Below are 14086 nucleotides of genomic sequence, written 5' to 3'. Positions count from 1 at the left end.
TCTCCTGTCATGCGTTCTGGCCGCGCGCTCACGTGCGGATCGCGAACGGGTCGCGCACGGCGCTCGAGTAATCGATCATCACGTTCTTCGTGGTCAGGTATTCGCGCAGCCCCGCTTCGCCGCGCTCGCGGCCGATGCCCGATTCCTTCATGCCGCCGAACGGCGCCTGCGCCGCGAGTGCGCGATAGGTGTTGACCCACACGGTGCCGCAGTTCAGCGCCTTCGACACACGCATCGCACGCGAAATGTCCTGCGACCAGATGCCGGCCGCGAGGCCATAGCGCGAGTCGTTGGCGAGTTTGATCGCCTCGGCTTCGGTGTCGAACGCAATGATCGCGAGCACGGGGCCGAAGATCTCTTCCTGGGCGAGTTCGCTGGCGTTGTCGACATCGGCGAAGATGGTCGGTTCGATGAAGAAGCCCTTGCCGAGCGCCGCGCCTTGCGCGCGCGCGCCGCCCGTGACGAGGCGCGCGCCCGCGGCCTTCGCCGCCTCGATGGCGGCGAGGATGCGGCGGAACTGCGGCTCGTTGGCCACGGTGCCCATTTCGGTAGCCGCATCGCACGGGTCGCCCATGCGGATGGCCCGCGCGCGTACGGCGAGACGCTCGACCACCTCGGCATACACGCCGCGCTGCACGAAGAGGCGCGAGCCCGCCACGCAGGTTTGCCCAGTCGCGCCGAAGATGCCGGCGAGCGCGCCCACCACGGCCTTGTCGAGATCGGCGTCGTCGAAAATGATGTTGGGCGACTTGCCGCCCAGTTCCAGCTTCACGGGGACAAGGCGCCGCCCCGCCGCCGCCGCGATCTCGCGGCCCACGTTGGCGCTACCCGTGAAGCTCACGAGCGCGATGCCGGGATCGTTCACGAGCGCGCGCCCGGTTTCGGCGCCACCGGTCACCACGTTGAATACACCCGGTGGAAATCCCGCCTCCTCGACCAGCGAGGCGAATTCGAGCGTCGACACCGAGGCGTGCTCGGACGGCTTCACCACCACGCAGTTACCCGCGGCGAGCGCGGGCGCGAGCTTGTTCGCGAGCAGCGAGAGCGGCGAGTTCCAGGCCGTGATGAGGCCCACCACGCCATACGGTTCGAGCGAAACGAAGTCGAGCGTATCGGCCTGATCGAGCGGAACATGCTGGCCGAACAGCTTGTCGGCATAGCCCGCGAAATAGCGCAACTGGCGTCCCACCCACAGCATTTGCGGGCGCGTCTCGCGGACGATCTTGCCATTGTCGGCGCTCTCGATTGCCGACATGCGGTCCGCATTGGCTTCGATCAGCGCGGCGAGCTTGAGCATGAGCGCAGCGCGCGCCACGCCCGAAGTCTGCCGCCAGCCGTCGTGAAACGCACGCGTCGCGGCCGCCACCGCGCGCGCGACGTCCGCTTCGTCCGCCTCGGGAATCTCGGCCCACACTTCGCCGGTATAGGGATTCACGCTCGGCAGCACGCGAGCGCTGTGCGCCTCGACACGCTGACCGCCGATATACAGCCGACACTTCCTGATATCCACATCGCCTCCTTGATCTGGCCGCGCGTCGCGCGCGCCGGGTGGTTGTGCGGTTTGCGCGGCGCGCTAACGGTCCACGAGCCGCGCCGGCAACGCGAGCGCGAGCAGCGCGCCGAGCGCCATGCATGCCGCGAGCAGATACATGGCCGGCGCGCTGCTATGCGTCGCCTCCTTGAGCCAGCCCACCGCGTATGGCCCGAGAAAACCCGCGAGATTGCCGATAGCGTTGATGAATGCGATGCCGGCCGCCGCCGCCGCGCCGCCCAGGAACGCCGTGGGCAGGCACCAGAAAAGCGGCAGCGTCGTGATGATGCCGGCCGTCGCGAGCGTCAGTGCACACATGGCGAGCGCTGTGTGGTTCGCCCAGAGCACGGCGAGCAGAAGCCCGAGCGCGCCCGCCAACGCCGAAGCAGCGACGTGCTTGCGGCGCTCGCGGCGGTGGTCGGCGTGCCTCGCCGCCGCCAGCATCGCGATCACGGCCGCGCCGAACGGAATCGCCGAGAGCAGACCGATCGTCAGCGGATCGGCCACGCCGGTGCTCTTGATGATGGTGGGCAGCCAGAAGCCCACGCCGTAGAGCCCCATCACGAACAGGAAGTGGATGAGCGAGATGAGCCATACGCGCGGATTCGCAAAGAGCGCACGCAGGCAGACAACGGGTTTCGCCTGGGCGTCCGCGCGCAGATTGGCGAGCAGGAGCGACTTTTCGTCGTCGCTGAGCCAGCGGGCCGTTTCGATGCGCTCGTCGAGCTTCGCCAGCACAACGAAGCCGACAAGGACGGAAGGCAGCCCCTCCACCAGAAAGAGCCACTGCCAGCCGTGCCACTGGTTCACGCCGTCGAGCGTCTTGAGCAGCCAGCCCGAAAGCGGGCCGCCGATCAGCCCGGAGACCGCCACGGCGGTGACGAGCCACGCCGTCGTCATGCCGCGCCGGCTCGACGGATACCAATACGTCAAATACAGGATCACACCGGGAAAGAAGCCCGCTTCGGCCACGCCGAGCAAGAAGCGCATCACGAAGAACATGCCCGGCGTGCGCACGAACATCGTCAGCGCCGAGACCACGCCCCACGTGATCATGATGCGCGCGATCCATACCCGCGCGCCGACGCGATGCAGGATCAGATTGCTCGGCACCTCGAAGAGGAAATAGCCGAGAAAGAACACGCCCGCGCCGAAGCCATAGACGGCGTCCGACAGCTGCAGGTCGGCGGCCATCTGCAGCTTGGCGAAGCCCATGTTCACGCGGTCGAGGTAGGCGACCACATAGCACAGCAGCAACAGCGGCGTGAGGCGCCACGCCACCTTGCGGTAAGTGGCCTGCTCCGAAATCGCGGCTGCGCGGCTGACGGGAATCGACAAGGGGCCGCTCGGGGTTGCCATGCTCATGTCTCCTGGCTCTGCACAAAGGCTCGGGCCAACGGACACACGCCGCTTGCCGAGGCACGTTCTTGTGGTTCTGATTCATTTGCCGCAGCGCACGGCCTTGCGTGCGTGGCGGCGGTGGCCGGATCGGTGCAAGGCTTCCGGCGCAGCAGGCTTACCCGCAGACATACCGGCGCGCGAACCGTGGCACACACAACGAATCGTCACTGCGCACGCTCGCCATGGCCGACGAGATGGCGAAAGCCTAGTCCTTTCCTCGACCCGTCATGTAGCCAGGGAATGTACTTACTGGAGTACTTGTGTATACAGTCGTATTCTGACTCGGACAATCAGGCGGTCTGCGTGTCGTCAGCGAAGTACGCGGAAAGCGCGAGAAAAGCGTTTGGTTGCGCGCGAAACGATTGCCGGCGCCAGGCCGGACGAAACGCGCAGGCCATCATTCGGACCGACATCGAAACGCCAGCAAACGTCCCCACCGAGAGGAGCCCCGGAATGACCGACTATGACGTGATCGTGGTAGGCGCAGGCAACGCCGCACTGGCCGCCGCCGTATCGGCGCGCGAAAACGGCGCCCAACGCGTTGTCGTGCTGGAAAAGGCGCCGCGCGGCATGCGCGGCGGCAACACGCACTGGAGCGGCGGCGTGCTGCGCTTCGCCTTCGACGACCCGCGCGAGATCGGCCCGCTCCTGCCGGGCGTGGAAAAGGAGTTCGAGGACTTTTACGCGGGCATCCATCCTTACACGCGCAGCGACTTTCACGGCGACCTCATGCGCGTGACGAGCGGCCAGACCGACCCTGTGCTCTCGCGCGTGCTCGTCGACAATTCGAAAGACACCGTGTTCTGGATGCACAAAACCGGCCAGATCCGCATGGAGCCGGCCGTGAGCCTCACCGGCGTGCGCAAGGGCAATCAGATCATCTGGGCGCGCGGGCTCGTGGTGCGCGCCGAGCACGAGGGCGTGGGCCTGTCGCGCGGCTGGTTCGCGGCGGCGGAGCGACTCGACATCGAGGTGCGTTACGGCGCGGCCGTCACGGCGCTGCTGCAGGACGCGAGCGGCCGCGTGTGCGGCGTGCGCGTGCGCGACGACGAAGGCATCCGCACGCTCAACAGCCGCTCGGTGATCCTCGGCTGCGGCGGCTTCGAGGCGAACGTGCAGATGCGCACGCAGCATATCGGCCCGCTCGTGGGTGGGGCGAAGGTGCGCGGCACGCCGCACAACCAGGGTGATGGCTTGCGCATGGCAATGGAGATCGGCGCGATGCCGTGGGGCCAGTGGAGCGGCTGCCACGCCACGCCGATCAGCGCCGACTGGGGCAACTTCGCGCCGCGCGAAATGACCGACCGCAGCAATCGCCTGAGCTACCTCTATGGTGTGATGATCAACCGCAAGGGCCTGCGCTTCGTGGACGAAGGCGAGGACGGCGCGATGTTCACCTACGCGAAGTACGGCCGCGCGATTCTTGCGGAGCCCGGCGCGAAGGTCTATCAGCTGTTCGACTCGCAGACCGTGCATCTGCTGGAACCGCGCTACGCGACGAGCGAGCCGCTCAAGGCGGACACGCTGGAGGCGCTGATCGCCCAGCTCGACATCGATGACAAGGCGCAGGCGCTGCGCACCGTGCAAGCCTATAACGCCGCCGCGCACGACGCCTCGGACGGCTTCGACCCCACTGGCAAGGACGGACTCGCCACGCACGGCCTGAGCCCCGACAAGACCAACTGGGCGCTCAAGCTCGACAAGGCGCCGTTCTACGCGTACTCGGCCACGGGCGGCATCACTTTCACGTTCGGCGGCCTGAAGATCGACGAAGAGGCCCGCGTGATCGGCACGGACTGGCGGCCCATCGAGGGGCTCACCGCCTGCGGCGAGATGGTCGGCGGCCTCTTCTACGACAACTACCCGGCGGGAACCGGGCTCGTTTCGGGCGCAACGTTCGGGCGCATTGCCGGCCGCACGTCGGCGCGCTCGTGAACGCGCACAGCGAGGGCAAACCGATGACCGAACACGCACTCATTGCCGCCGCGCTGCCGCTGGCCCGGCGCATCGCGGCCTTCGACGCGCGCAAGGCCACACCGCACGCCCGGGCCGCGACGCGCGACGCCATCATCGAGACCGTCGGCGCGTTGATGAGCGGCGCGGGCAGCCCGGCAGCGCAGCGGCCCGCGCATACGTCAGGCGCGCTGGCCGAGGATGGGCCATGCCTCGTTGCGGGCACCGCGCGCCGCACAACGGCGCTCGACGCTGCGCTCGCGAACGGCGCGGCGGCAGCCGCCGGACAGCAGGGCGCGAGCACGGACAACGGCGAAGCGCACGCCGCGCGCTTCGCCGCGCTGTTCGCGCTGGCCGGCGCACGCAGGCTCTCCGGCGAGCGGTTCCATGCCGCGTGGCTTGCGGGCGAAGCGGCCGCCCAGGGGCTTGCAAGCGCTGCGCCGAACCTCGCGCCCATGCTCGCCACGACGCTTGCGACGGTCGCCGCGGCAAGCCATCTGCTTCGCTTCGACGCCTCGACGACGGCGGCGGCGCTCGCGCTCGCTCCTGGCGCAATGATGATGGATGAAGCCGACTTCGCAGCCGCAGCGCCCGACGAAGCGTTCACAACCCCTTTGCGCGCCGGTCGGTGCGCGCGCGTGGCGCTCCATACGGTCACGCTTGCGGAGCAAGGCGAGACAGCCGGGCCAACACCGCACGGCCCGCTGACCGACACGTTGACCGACGCATTGACGCGGGCCGCCGACGCCTTCGGCGAGCCGCGCCATGGCCCATCGAGCGCCGCGCCGCCCGCACACCATGACCGCTGCGACGCCTTCGTCGCGCGTTGCATCGCAACCATCGGCGCGTCCGAAGCGCTCGCGCTCTACGAACGCCTCGAAGCCATCGACGAAGCGAGCGACATCGCCCTGCTCGGCACGCTCATGGCGAGGCGCACGCTGCCGGGCGCCGACGCGGCGAGCGCACCGCTCGCGCTGAGCACGACGCCCGGCGACGGTTCCGACGAAACCGCCTGGGTGCCCTGATCGCACGCCGGCACGCAAGGGCGCATAGGGTCATCGTGCCGTTCGGATTTTGCGTCGGCATGCTCACGCAGACTTTCGTTTCGCTGTGCTACGCATATACGCCGGAGCAATATCCCACCGATATCCGCAACACGGGAGCGGGCTTCGCGTATGGCGTTGGACGGCTCGCCAATGTCGGCAACGCGTTCATCGTTGCGGCGATCTTCACGCGCTTCGGCTATGTGTGGGTATTCGCGTATATCGCCGGGGCGTGGCTCGCGGTCGCAGCCGTCACGCTCGCATTCGGTGCGCGCACGACGGGGCGCAAGCTCGAAACGATCCACCCCGCGCTCGCTGGAACGCCGGACGAAACGCTCAGCACGGCGGCCAAACGGTTCCGAATCCTAACTGCCCGACTGGCCGCTCTCCGGGCCGAAAAGCATCTGCAGGCGCAGTTCGGTCGCGGCGGCGACGTGCGCCTGCGCGGCCTTTTCCGCGCCGTCCGCGTCGTGCCGCGCGATGCATGCAACAATCAGCTTGTTCTCCGCGAGTCCGCTCTTGATGCGGCCCGGCTGCGAATAGGTGGTCGTGCCGAGCAGCGCGAGCGCGTCGCCGAGCACACTGGCGGCCTTCGACAAATACTCGTTATGCGCAGCGGCCACGATGATTTCATGCAGACGCCGGTTCAACGCTGCTACTTCCTCCGGCACTTTCGTGCGCTCCAGTTGCGCAATGACCTGGTTCATCGAGAGCACTTCGATCGGCGAAGCCTGCTCGGCCGCGAAGCGGGCTGCCGCGCCAACCATGACCTTGCGCATCGCGTAAAGCTCCATGACCTGCCTTTCCGAAAGCTGCTCGACGACATAGCCCCGTGGCGGCGCGAAACGCACCATGCCTTCCGACTCGAGCCGCTTGAGCGCCTCGCGGACGGGGGTCCGACTCACGGCCAGACGCTCGGCAATATCGGTTTCCCGCAGCCGTGTGCCCGAACCGAGTTCGCGGTTGCGAATTTCCTGGCGAAGCCGGGTATAGACATATTGAGCAAGCGAGCCCTGACCGGCATCCGCCGGCGGCTCGATCTCGCGTAACGATGAATTGGATTTTTCGCTCAAGGACTCACCTTCGGCCTGTTGACTGCGGACCCGACTGGGTGCGTACCATTGTATACGCAAGTACCCAAAGTTAGATACCTGTACGCTGTCAGGACGAACGACATTGAGAACGTTCCGCAGACAAGGTTGTGCGCCTCCAGGCCCTATCGGGAGACATCTCGAGGTGCGATGCGAAGTGTGTCAAAGTAACAACTCATACTCGTGAGTGCCCCTACATGACCAGGTTACCAATTGCCCAGCGGTGGTTTGAACTCAAACGCATCAGCGATGACATCACCCTGTTTTGGGAACCCCACGTTGTGCCGCTGATGCGCTGCAATATCTGGCATGTGCGCGGCCGCGACCGAGACCTGATGATCGACACAGGGATGGGTATCGCTAGCCTACGCGATGCGGCAAAGCATCTGCTGCAGAACAACGTAACCGCCGTTGCGACGCATACACACTCGGATCATGTCGGCGGACATCACGAGTTCGACCACACACTGGTTCACGAATTGGAGGCAGAGAATCTGCGCTCGCCGCGCGAACCAGGCACCCTTCTGGCGTCGGTATTAGGCGACAAAGCCATTCGCCGGTATCGCGAAGCCGGGTATTCGTTCGACGGTGATTTGATCACGGCCCTTCCCGACGCTGATTACTCGATGTCTGACTATCGCGTGCGGGCCGCGACGGTCACGGAAATCGTCAAGGACGGGAACGTCGTTGATCTCGGCAACCGGAACTTTGAAGTTCTGCATCTGCCCGGCCACTCACCGGGCAGCATTGGCCTGTGGGAAGCGGCTACTGGCACTCTGTTCTCAGGCGATGCGATCTACGATGGCCCGCTACTGGATGAGATAAGCGGCGCTGATATTCCGACTTATGTGCGAACGATGAAACGCTTGCGTGAACTGCCCGTGCAAGTAGTCCACGCTGGGCATGATGGGAGCTTCGGGCGAGAACGACTGGTCGAGTTAGTCGATGCCTATCTGGCGAAACGTACCTGATCGCTCTTCGGGTCGGCGCTTCCGGCCATAGTGACTGGCTGGTTAGGGTCGGCTTATGCCGCCGCATAGACTCGCCTGGTGGCGGCCGATCTGGCGCACGCCGTGGGTCAAAGAACGGCCATCTCCAGCCTTTCGTCGGCACATTTAGATGGACAGTCAAATGTCCGTTCTGCCCGCGTCAACGGGCGTTCGAGGTCCGCGCGCCCGCTCTCGCGGTATCGAGACACGGCGGGGCGTCGGTCCCTGGTCAGAGACCGTCGGTCTAAAGCGTTATCTATTCGCCATTGCTCGCCGACACTTTCTGCTCCACAGCCTGCATACGCAAAGGTCGAACACAACGCGGTGCTGCTGGCAAACGCGGCCTACAGGCTCAATGCCCCAGTGAACCGTTCAATATACCGATGCCATACCTGGTGGTCGATGCTTGAAACGTCGGTGCACCCAGTAATACTGCTCGGGAAACTTAACGACCTGTTCCTCAAGGAACGCATTCATGCGACGCGCGTCGACCATATCGCTCCCCGATGGGAACTCCGCGAGCGGCTCGAAAATTGTCAGCTTATACCCTTGATAATTCGGGAGCACCTCGGTCACGAAGGGAACAACCCGCGCGCGCGCCAGTCTCGCGATACGCGAAACGGCTGTGAGCGTGCAGGCGGGAACGCCGAAGAATGGGACAAATACGGAGTTGTCAACGCCTTGGTCCATATCCGCCGCGAGCATGACTGGTTTGCCGGAACGCAGCAATGCCACGATCTTTCTTGCACTGGTCGCACGCTCGATCATTTCCGCACCGAATCTCCCGCGTTGCCGCTTGGCCAGGTCACACAGGGTTGTGCTTGACATACGCGTATACAGAGAGGCGACGGGGAGGTGCGTCGAGTAGAGCATGCAGCCGACCTCAATGCCCACAAAATGAAAACCCATGAAGATGGTCGGCGGGGCTGCATCGTCATCGAGATCAATTTTGCTTTCGATCTGGACGATATCCCGGATCGACTGCGCACTGCCAAACCACTGGATGCCTCGCTCAAGATAGCTACGAACAACATGGCGGAAGTGAGCTCTGGCGAGTTTTTGATGTTCGCGGCTGGTCTTCTCTGGGAAGCAAAGACGCAAGTTCACCAGGACAATATGCTTGCGGCGACTCGGAAGCGCGTACAACGCAGTGCCGACAACCATTCCGAGCCTGGCGACAAATTTGTAAGGAAGGATGGAAAGCGTGCGTAGCAACGCCACGATGAGCACATGGCTGAGACGTTTCAAAGATTGTCCCTTATAGGCGGTGAAACCAGGAATGCGAAGTCAAATGCCAGGCAGGTGACCTTTCTGCTCGTCACCGCTCAATGGAAACGGTTTCGCTCAAGAGATCAACCGTGGAGCATACAGTCCCGGCGTGATCACCGGGCAACTGGGACGACTCGCGAAATTACCGACTCTAACAAACGGCTTCGGTGCGATCTATCCCAAAAGATCCTGGTGGTGAGTAGTCGCCGCTGGCACCGACGGCGCTTTCCCACAACTGAAAGGGGGTTCCTGCCTGCGGTGGTTATGCGAATGGCACTTCCGCGCCGCAAAGGGACCTTCGTTCTGCAAGACAGCGAACGACGGCTACGGGTCGGCTACGGCCGGCGGTAGTCGGCCACAACCGGTCGATGAGGCCGCCGACACGAATGTCGGCTCCGTAGCCGTCAAGGCTATACACGTAGAGTCATCTTGTTCTCAACGGCGTTTGGGCGGCGACGTTTATCTTGGCCGACCGGCCGTGCTGCTTGACGCTGTCTAGGCGTTGAACCGATGAATGGCCCGCTCGCCAGCAAGGCATCGATACACATCGTTGTTTGACTCGTAGACAAAGTCGGCCTTCGTGAAGAGACCTGTCTTCCTTGACGCGAAGGTGAGTGGCCTGGGAATGTACGCGCTGATCTCGATCAGATCGCATGCACGTATCTCCGGACAACTTGACCCTACGCCTTGTTCCTAATATAGTTAGGAAAATGACTTATATAATTAGGATTCAGACAAGGAACTCAATGGCCAAGACAGGGTTGACGGTCGCGCGGCTGGTGGAAGGCGGGGCCGAACTGGCCGACGAAATCGGCTTCGAACAACTGACTGGCGCCGCGGTGGCGCGCAGGTTCAATGTCCGGCTCGCCAGCCTCTACTCCCACGTGAAAAATCTGGACGCGTTGAAATCCCAGATTGCTCTGTTCGCGCTACGGCAACTTGCCGACGCCGCCACCGAGGCTATCGCTGGCCGCGCTGGCAAGGACGCGCTGTGGGCGCTGGCCGATGTCCATCGCGACTATGCGCATCGGCACCCCGGCCGCTTCGCCGCCGCCCGCTATCAACTGGCGCCGGAACTCGCTGCTGCCAGTGCCGGCCCGCAACTGGCGCAGTTGAGTCGCGCGGTGCTGCGTGGCTACGCGTTGCCCGAGGCCGAACAGGTCCATGCCATCCGCTTTCTCGGCAGCTTTTTCATGGGCTATGCAACGCTCGAACTGTCGACCGCATTCGCACATAGCGCGCCCGATGCCGAAACCTCGTGGCGGCGCAGTCTGGAGGCCCTGCATGTGGCGCTACAGCACTGGCCGTCCAGCCCTGACGCACTTTAAAGAAGGCTTTGCCATGAACACGATCCCGGCCGACGGAGTCCGAGTTCCGGCCCGTGACATCCCCTTTCCCCACAGCATCAGCGTCGAGGCCCAAGCCGCGCTGCGCCGCCTGGTCAACGCCGACGGCACCCCGCTGAATGCGTTGCACTGCCCGCCCCACCCGGAGGACTTCGACGGCTGGATGCGCGTCAAGGCCGCCGCCGACGCGCAATACGGGGCCGCGATGGCCCAGATGGCCGGCCAGTTGCGCGCGAGCGTGGAAACCGTGGAGGTTGATGGCGCCACAGTACACATCGCCATACCGACAAACCCTCTGGCCGAGGATGCGATCTATGTCGATCTGCATGGCGGCGGCCTGGTCTTCGGCGGTGGCGCAGTCTGCCGTATAGCTGCGCAAATGCAGGCCGACCAGTTGGGCCTGCGCTGCTGGGGCATCGATTACCGCATGCCACCGGAGCACCCGTATCCGGCCGCGCTGGACGACTGCCTGGCGGTGTACCGGCGCCTGCTGCAACAATATTCGCAACGAAATATCGTCGTCGGCGGTCGGTCCGCCGGCGGCAATCTGGCCGCAGCCATGCTGCTGCGCGCGCGCGACGAAGGTCTGCCACTGCCGGCGGCGCTGGTGCTGCTATCGCCGGAAGTGGATCTGACCGAGTCGGGCGACAGCTTTGTACTGAACCAGCTCGTCGACGTTTTGCTGCCCAGACCGCTTATGCCTAACAACCTGTTGTATGCCGCGGATGCCGATCTGGCTCATCCCTATCTGTCGCCGCTGTTCGGCGATTTCTCCCGGGGTTTTGTGCCGACCTTTATCCAGAGCGGCACGCGCGACCTGTTCCTGTCGAACGCCGTTCGCCTGCACCGCGCCCTGCGCCGCGTCAGCGTTCCCTGCGAGCTGCACATCTTCGAAGCAATGCCCCATGGCGGTTTCATGGGCGCGCCAGAAGACAGAGAGTTGCGCGCGGAAGTGGCTCGCTTTGTCCACGCGCATCTGCCGGACCCCGGTTGACCTTTAAACGGGCGACGCCACACTCCCGATTTTGCAGCCGCCAGGCATCGGCCTCTTTGCCGCTTCGGCAAAGGCAATTTGCCAATGCTGGTAAGCACCACATGGCGGATTGACTTGCCTCATGAGAACTCCCGACTACAACGAAGGAACGATGTGTTGGCTACCACCTTCTGCGACGCGATTGCAATTATCAAACGGCACAGGGGAGCGTTCGTCGTTCTCAATATGGTGTTCTATGGCCTTGTTGCACTGAGCATGGTCGCCACCCTGCACATCCCGGAATTGCAGGCGCCGTACAAGCCCTCCACCGAGCAGGCCTTCGCCCACCCCGGACTGTTCAAAACCGTGGCCGACGCCTACGCAAACCGCAATCTGCTGCTCGCGATCAGCTTGACGTTCCTCGTCAATCTCATCATTGCGGCATTCGGCATGACGACACTTCCATCGTTCGCGTTACCGTTCGTCGGAATACTGGCCCAGTTCTATCGCGCGTTTTTATGGGGTGTTCTGTTCGCACCCATCGGTCCGTTGCGCGTGACGCTGATCCCGCACTCGCTTACCCTGCTCGTCGAAGGCCAAGCTCATGTACTGGCTGCATTCGCGGCTTATGTGCAGGCGCGAATGTTTCTCTGGCCGCATCGGTACGGATTGAACTCGCACAAGGCCGGATATAAAGCCGGCGTCCTGTCGACGCTCAAGCTATACAGCCTCATCGTGCTGGCGCTATTGTTGGGCGCAGTCTATGAAGTTGTCGAATCGGTCTATTTTATGCCACTGCTTCTGCGTCACTGATCCATGCCACGGCCGAGGTCATCAGACCAGTCGACTGAAAACAGGCTCTGTAGCAGTGCCCAGATCCGTTCACGTGTCGGATCGAAGCGAAAGCTCATCAGCGCAACTTCCAGATGTTAGATGTCAGCTTTTGACCACCTATCAGACATTTGACGCAAGAAGCCGAAAGGCGCTTGAGGGTCGACTTCTGCCTGATTCAGTCGGGTCCCCTGTACGTGGGTTCGTGTCGTGCCTGTGTGTCGCCTGATCGTGGTAGCTCCTGGCTCCGTTGATTCATGAGCGACCAGACAAGCGCGATGGTCCAGCCAAGAAATGTCCAGCCCAAAAGAATGTTCAGAGCAACGATGGCTGCCAAGTTGTGATGGTCGCGAAGCGCGGCTACCACGGATGGCACGAAGTAGACGACTACCAGCACCGCCACCAACACTGGCCAGTTTTCAACCAGCAAGTGAACCCAATAATCTGGACGTTCCATGATGCGATCCCTGTGCCCGGCGCAAGCCGGACGATGTCGATCTTCTCGTCGCCGGTGCCCCGTTCAACATTCGTCTGGCTACTATCCAGCCGGGCGAAGAGCGATCGTGAATGACTCTGGCACCTTGCCGTCAGTGTCTACGGGCATCGGGTCGGAGCGTTGAACCGCGCGCAGCGCAGCGTCATCCCACGACGAGTTGCCGCTGGAGCGCGAGATCTGCGCTGAAAGCAGCGTACCGCTCGGCGAGCATCGCACTGAGATCTCCGTTTCAAGGCCCGACGTCTCGCCCGACCAGACGATGTTCGGGTGAACGCGCCGCCTGATCTTGTCCGAGTAGCCTGGTCTGGAAGCGTCGGCCTGCACTACGGAATCGTGCGCGTCACTCCGCACCTCCATATATCGGCCGCGGCGCGCAGTTGTTTGCCGTGTCTCCGTGTCGAAGCCGGTCAGTTTTGGGCCACCCAACGCCTGTTGCAGCGAAGCGATCTGCCGGTTCAGGCACGCGCCGTAGGCGACCGGCCCCCTCACACTTTGCGAAGCACAAGCAAGCTGCATTAATTCTCGCGTCTCGTCATCGTAGCCGCGCAGATTAGGGATGCCCGGAGAGTTATTCAGCGAAGCAATCTGGCGATTCAGGCATGCGCCGTAGGCGACGGGCCCCCTCGTATTTTGCGAAGCGCAAGCGAGCCGCATTAACTCTCGCGTCTCGGTGTCGTAGCCGCTCAGATCTGGAATGCTTGTGGGTAACTCCTGCCTGGTTTGGGCGGTCGTCAGCTCACTAGAGCAGACAGTGAGGAAAATGCAGATCGCCGTAAGCAGCCATGACTTCGCTACCATGCTTTACTCCTTCCGAGACCCGATCTGGCTTGCGTTTGAGTCGGGCAGTACGCGGCCGATCAGCATCATCCGCCCGTCGCCGTTCAGAACGTCCGTGCGCTTGCTTCGCATCAAATTCAAGTTGACATATCAACTATATAAGAAATGTAAGCAAAATGTATGCGACAGTACGCCGCCAATGCACATTTAAATCACGCGGTGACGACCAGCCCGTGGTCGACGAGATATTGAAGCGGCCACGCAATAACTGAACGTATGAATACGCCGATTGAGGATGCCAGCAAGGCGCTCGCATCCGGCCGCGTCTCATGCGGGATATGGAGCGCACCGGCGTGCTCACTGGCGATCGACGCTAACCGGCCAGA

The 14086-nt window shown here is 63.4% G+C and carries 11 protein-coding genes and 3 pseudogenes; 7 read left to right on the top strand and 7 right to left on the bottom strand.

The features are described from left to right. Positions 1-28: 28 nt before the first annotated feature. Complete coding sequence (locus tag U5A57_RS25945) at positions 29-1510, bottom strand: aldehyde dehydrogenase (RefSeq protein ID WP_321914488.1); 1482 nt, start codon at positions 1508-1510, stop codon at positions 29-31. A 63-nt stretch (positions 1511-1573) separates the two neighbouring features. Continuing rightward, complete coding sequence (locus U5A57_RS25940; protein ID WP_321914487.1) at positions 1574-2890, bottom strand: MFS transporter; 1317 nt, start codon at positions 2888-2890, stop codon at positions 1574-1576. Between the two features lie 495 nt (positions 2891-3385). On the opposite strand from U5A57_RS25940, the gene tcuA reads away from it, so the two are divergent. From tcuA to U5A57_RS25925, 3 genes and pseudogenes are all read left to right on the top strand, one after another. Next, on the top strand, positions 3386-4867 hold the full coding sequence (gene tcuA / locus U5A57_RS25935; protein WP_321914486.1) for an FAD-dependent tricarballylate dehydrogenase TcuA: 1482 nt from the start codon (positions 3386-3388) through the stop codon (positions 4865-4867). A 23-nt stretch (positions 4868-4890) separates the two neighbouring features. Beyond that, on the top strand, positions 4891-5910 hold the full coding sequence (locus U5A57_RS25930; protein ID WP_321914485.1) for an MmgE/PrpD family protein: 1020 nt from the start codon (positions 4891-4893) through the stop codon (positions 5908-5910). A gap of 59 nt (positions 5911-5969) precedes the next feature. After that, a pseudogene (locus U5A57_RS25925) lies at positions 5970-6224 on the top strand (MFS transporter); the annotation flags it as partial. A 69-nt stretch (positions 6225-6293) separates the two neighbouring features. On the opposite strand, the gene U5A57_RS25920 reads toward U5A57_RS25925, so the two are convergent. Further along, positions 6294-7001, bottom strand: a complete 708-nt coding sequence (locus U5A57_RS25920; RefSeq protein WP_321914484.1) for a GntR family transcriptional regulator — start codon at positions 6999-7001, stop codon at positions 6294-6296. 215 nt (positions 7002-7216) lie between these two features. On the opposite strand from U5A57_RS25920, the gene U5A57_RS25915 reads away from it, so the two are divergent. Beyond that, positions 7217-7990, top strand: coding sequence for an MBL fold metallo-hydrolase (locus U5A57_RS25915; protein WP_321914483.1), 774 nt, complete (start codon positions 7217-7219; stop codon positions 7988-7990). 390 nt (positions 7991-8380) lie between these two features. Here U5A57_RS25915 and U5A57_RS25910 read toward each other — a convergent pair whose 3' ends face one another. Together U5A57_RS25910 and U5A57_RS25905 are read right to left on the bottom strand one after the other, a co-directional pair. Further along, positions 8381-9256: a lipid A biosynthesis lauroyl acyltransferase gene (locus U5A57_RS25910; protein ID WP_321914482.1), complete on the bottom strand. Its 876-nt coding sequence runs from the start codon at positions 9254-9256 to the stop codon at positions 8381-8383. Positions 9257-9781: 525 nt separating this feature from the next. Further along, positions 9782-9952 (bottom strand): annotated as a pseudogene (locus U5A57_RS25905) (IS5/IS1182 family transposase); the annotation flags it as partial. Positions 9953-10023: 71 nt separating this feature from the next. On the opposite strand from U5A57_RS25905, the gene U5A57_RS25900 reads away from it, so the two are divergent. From U5A57_RS25900 to U5A57_RS25890, 3 genes are all read left to right on the top strand, one after another. Continuing rightward, positions 10024-10605, top strand: coding sequence for a TetR/AcrR family transcriptional regulator (locus tag U5A57_RS25900; protein WP_321914481.1), 582 nt, complete (start codon positions 10024-10026; stop codon positions 10603-10605). Beyond that, positions 10562-11617 (top strand): alpha/beta hydrolase, encoded by a 1056-nt coding sequence (locus U5A57_RS25895; protein WP_321914480.1) that lies wholly within the window; start codon positions 10562-10564, stop codon positions 11615-11617. Before U5A57_RS25900 ends, U5A57_RS25895 begins: the two co-directional genes overlap by 44 nt. A 156-nt stretch (positions 11618-11773) precedes the next feature. Continuing rightward, entirely contained in the window at positions 11774-12409 is a 636-nt protein-coding gene (locus U5A57_RS25890) for a hypothetical protein (RefSeq protein ID WP_321914479.1), read from the top strand. Between the two features lie 196 nt (positions 12410-12605). Here U5A57_RS25890 and U5A57_RS25885 read toward each other — a convergent pair whose 3' ends face one another. Beyond that, positions 12606-12884, bottom strand: a complete 279-nt coding sequence (locus U5A57_RS25885; RefSeq protein ID WP_321914478.1) for a superinfection immunity protein — start codon at positions 12882-12884, stop codon at positions 12606-12608. Positions 12885-12965: 81 nt separating this feature from the next. Continuing rightward, a pseudogene (locus tag U5A57_RS25880) lies at positions 12966-13235 on the bottom strand (energy transducer TonB); the annotation flags it as partial. Positions 13236-14086: the final 851 nt, after the last annotated feature.

This window comes from Paraburkholderia sp. J11-2 (genome assembly GCF_905220185.1).
In the GTDB taxonomy this organism is placed as follows: domain Bacteria; phylum Pseudomonadota; class Gammaproteobacteria; order Burkholderiales; family Burkholderiaceae; genus Paraburkholderia.
This window is presented reverse-complemented; position numbering and strand designations above follow the sequence as displayed.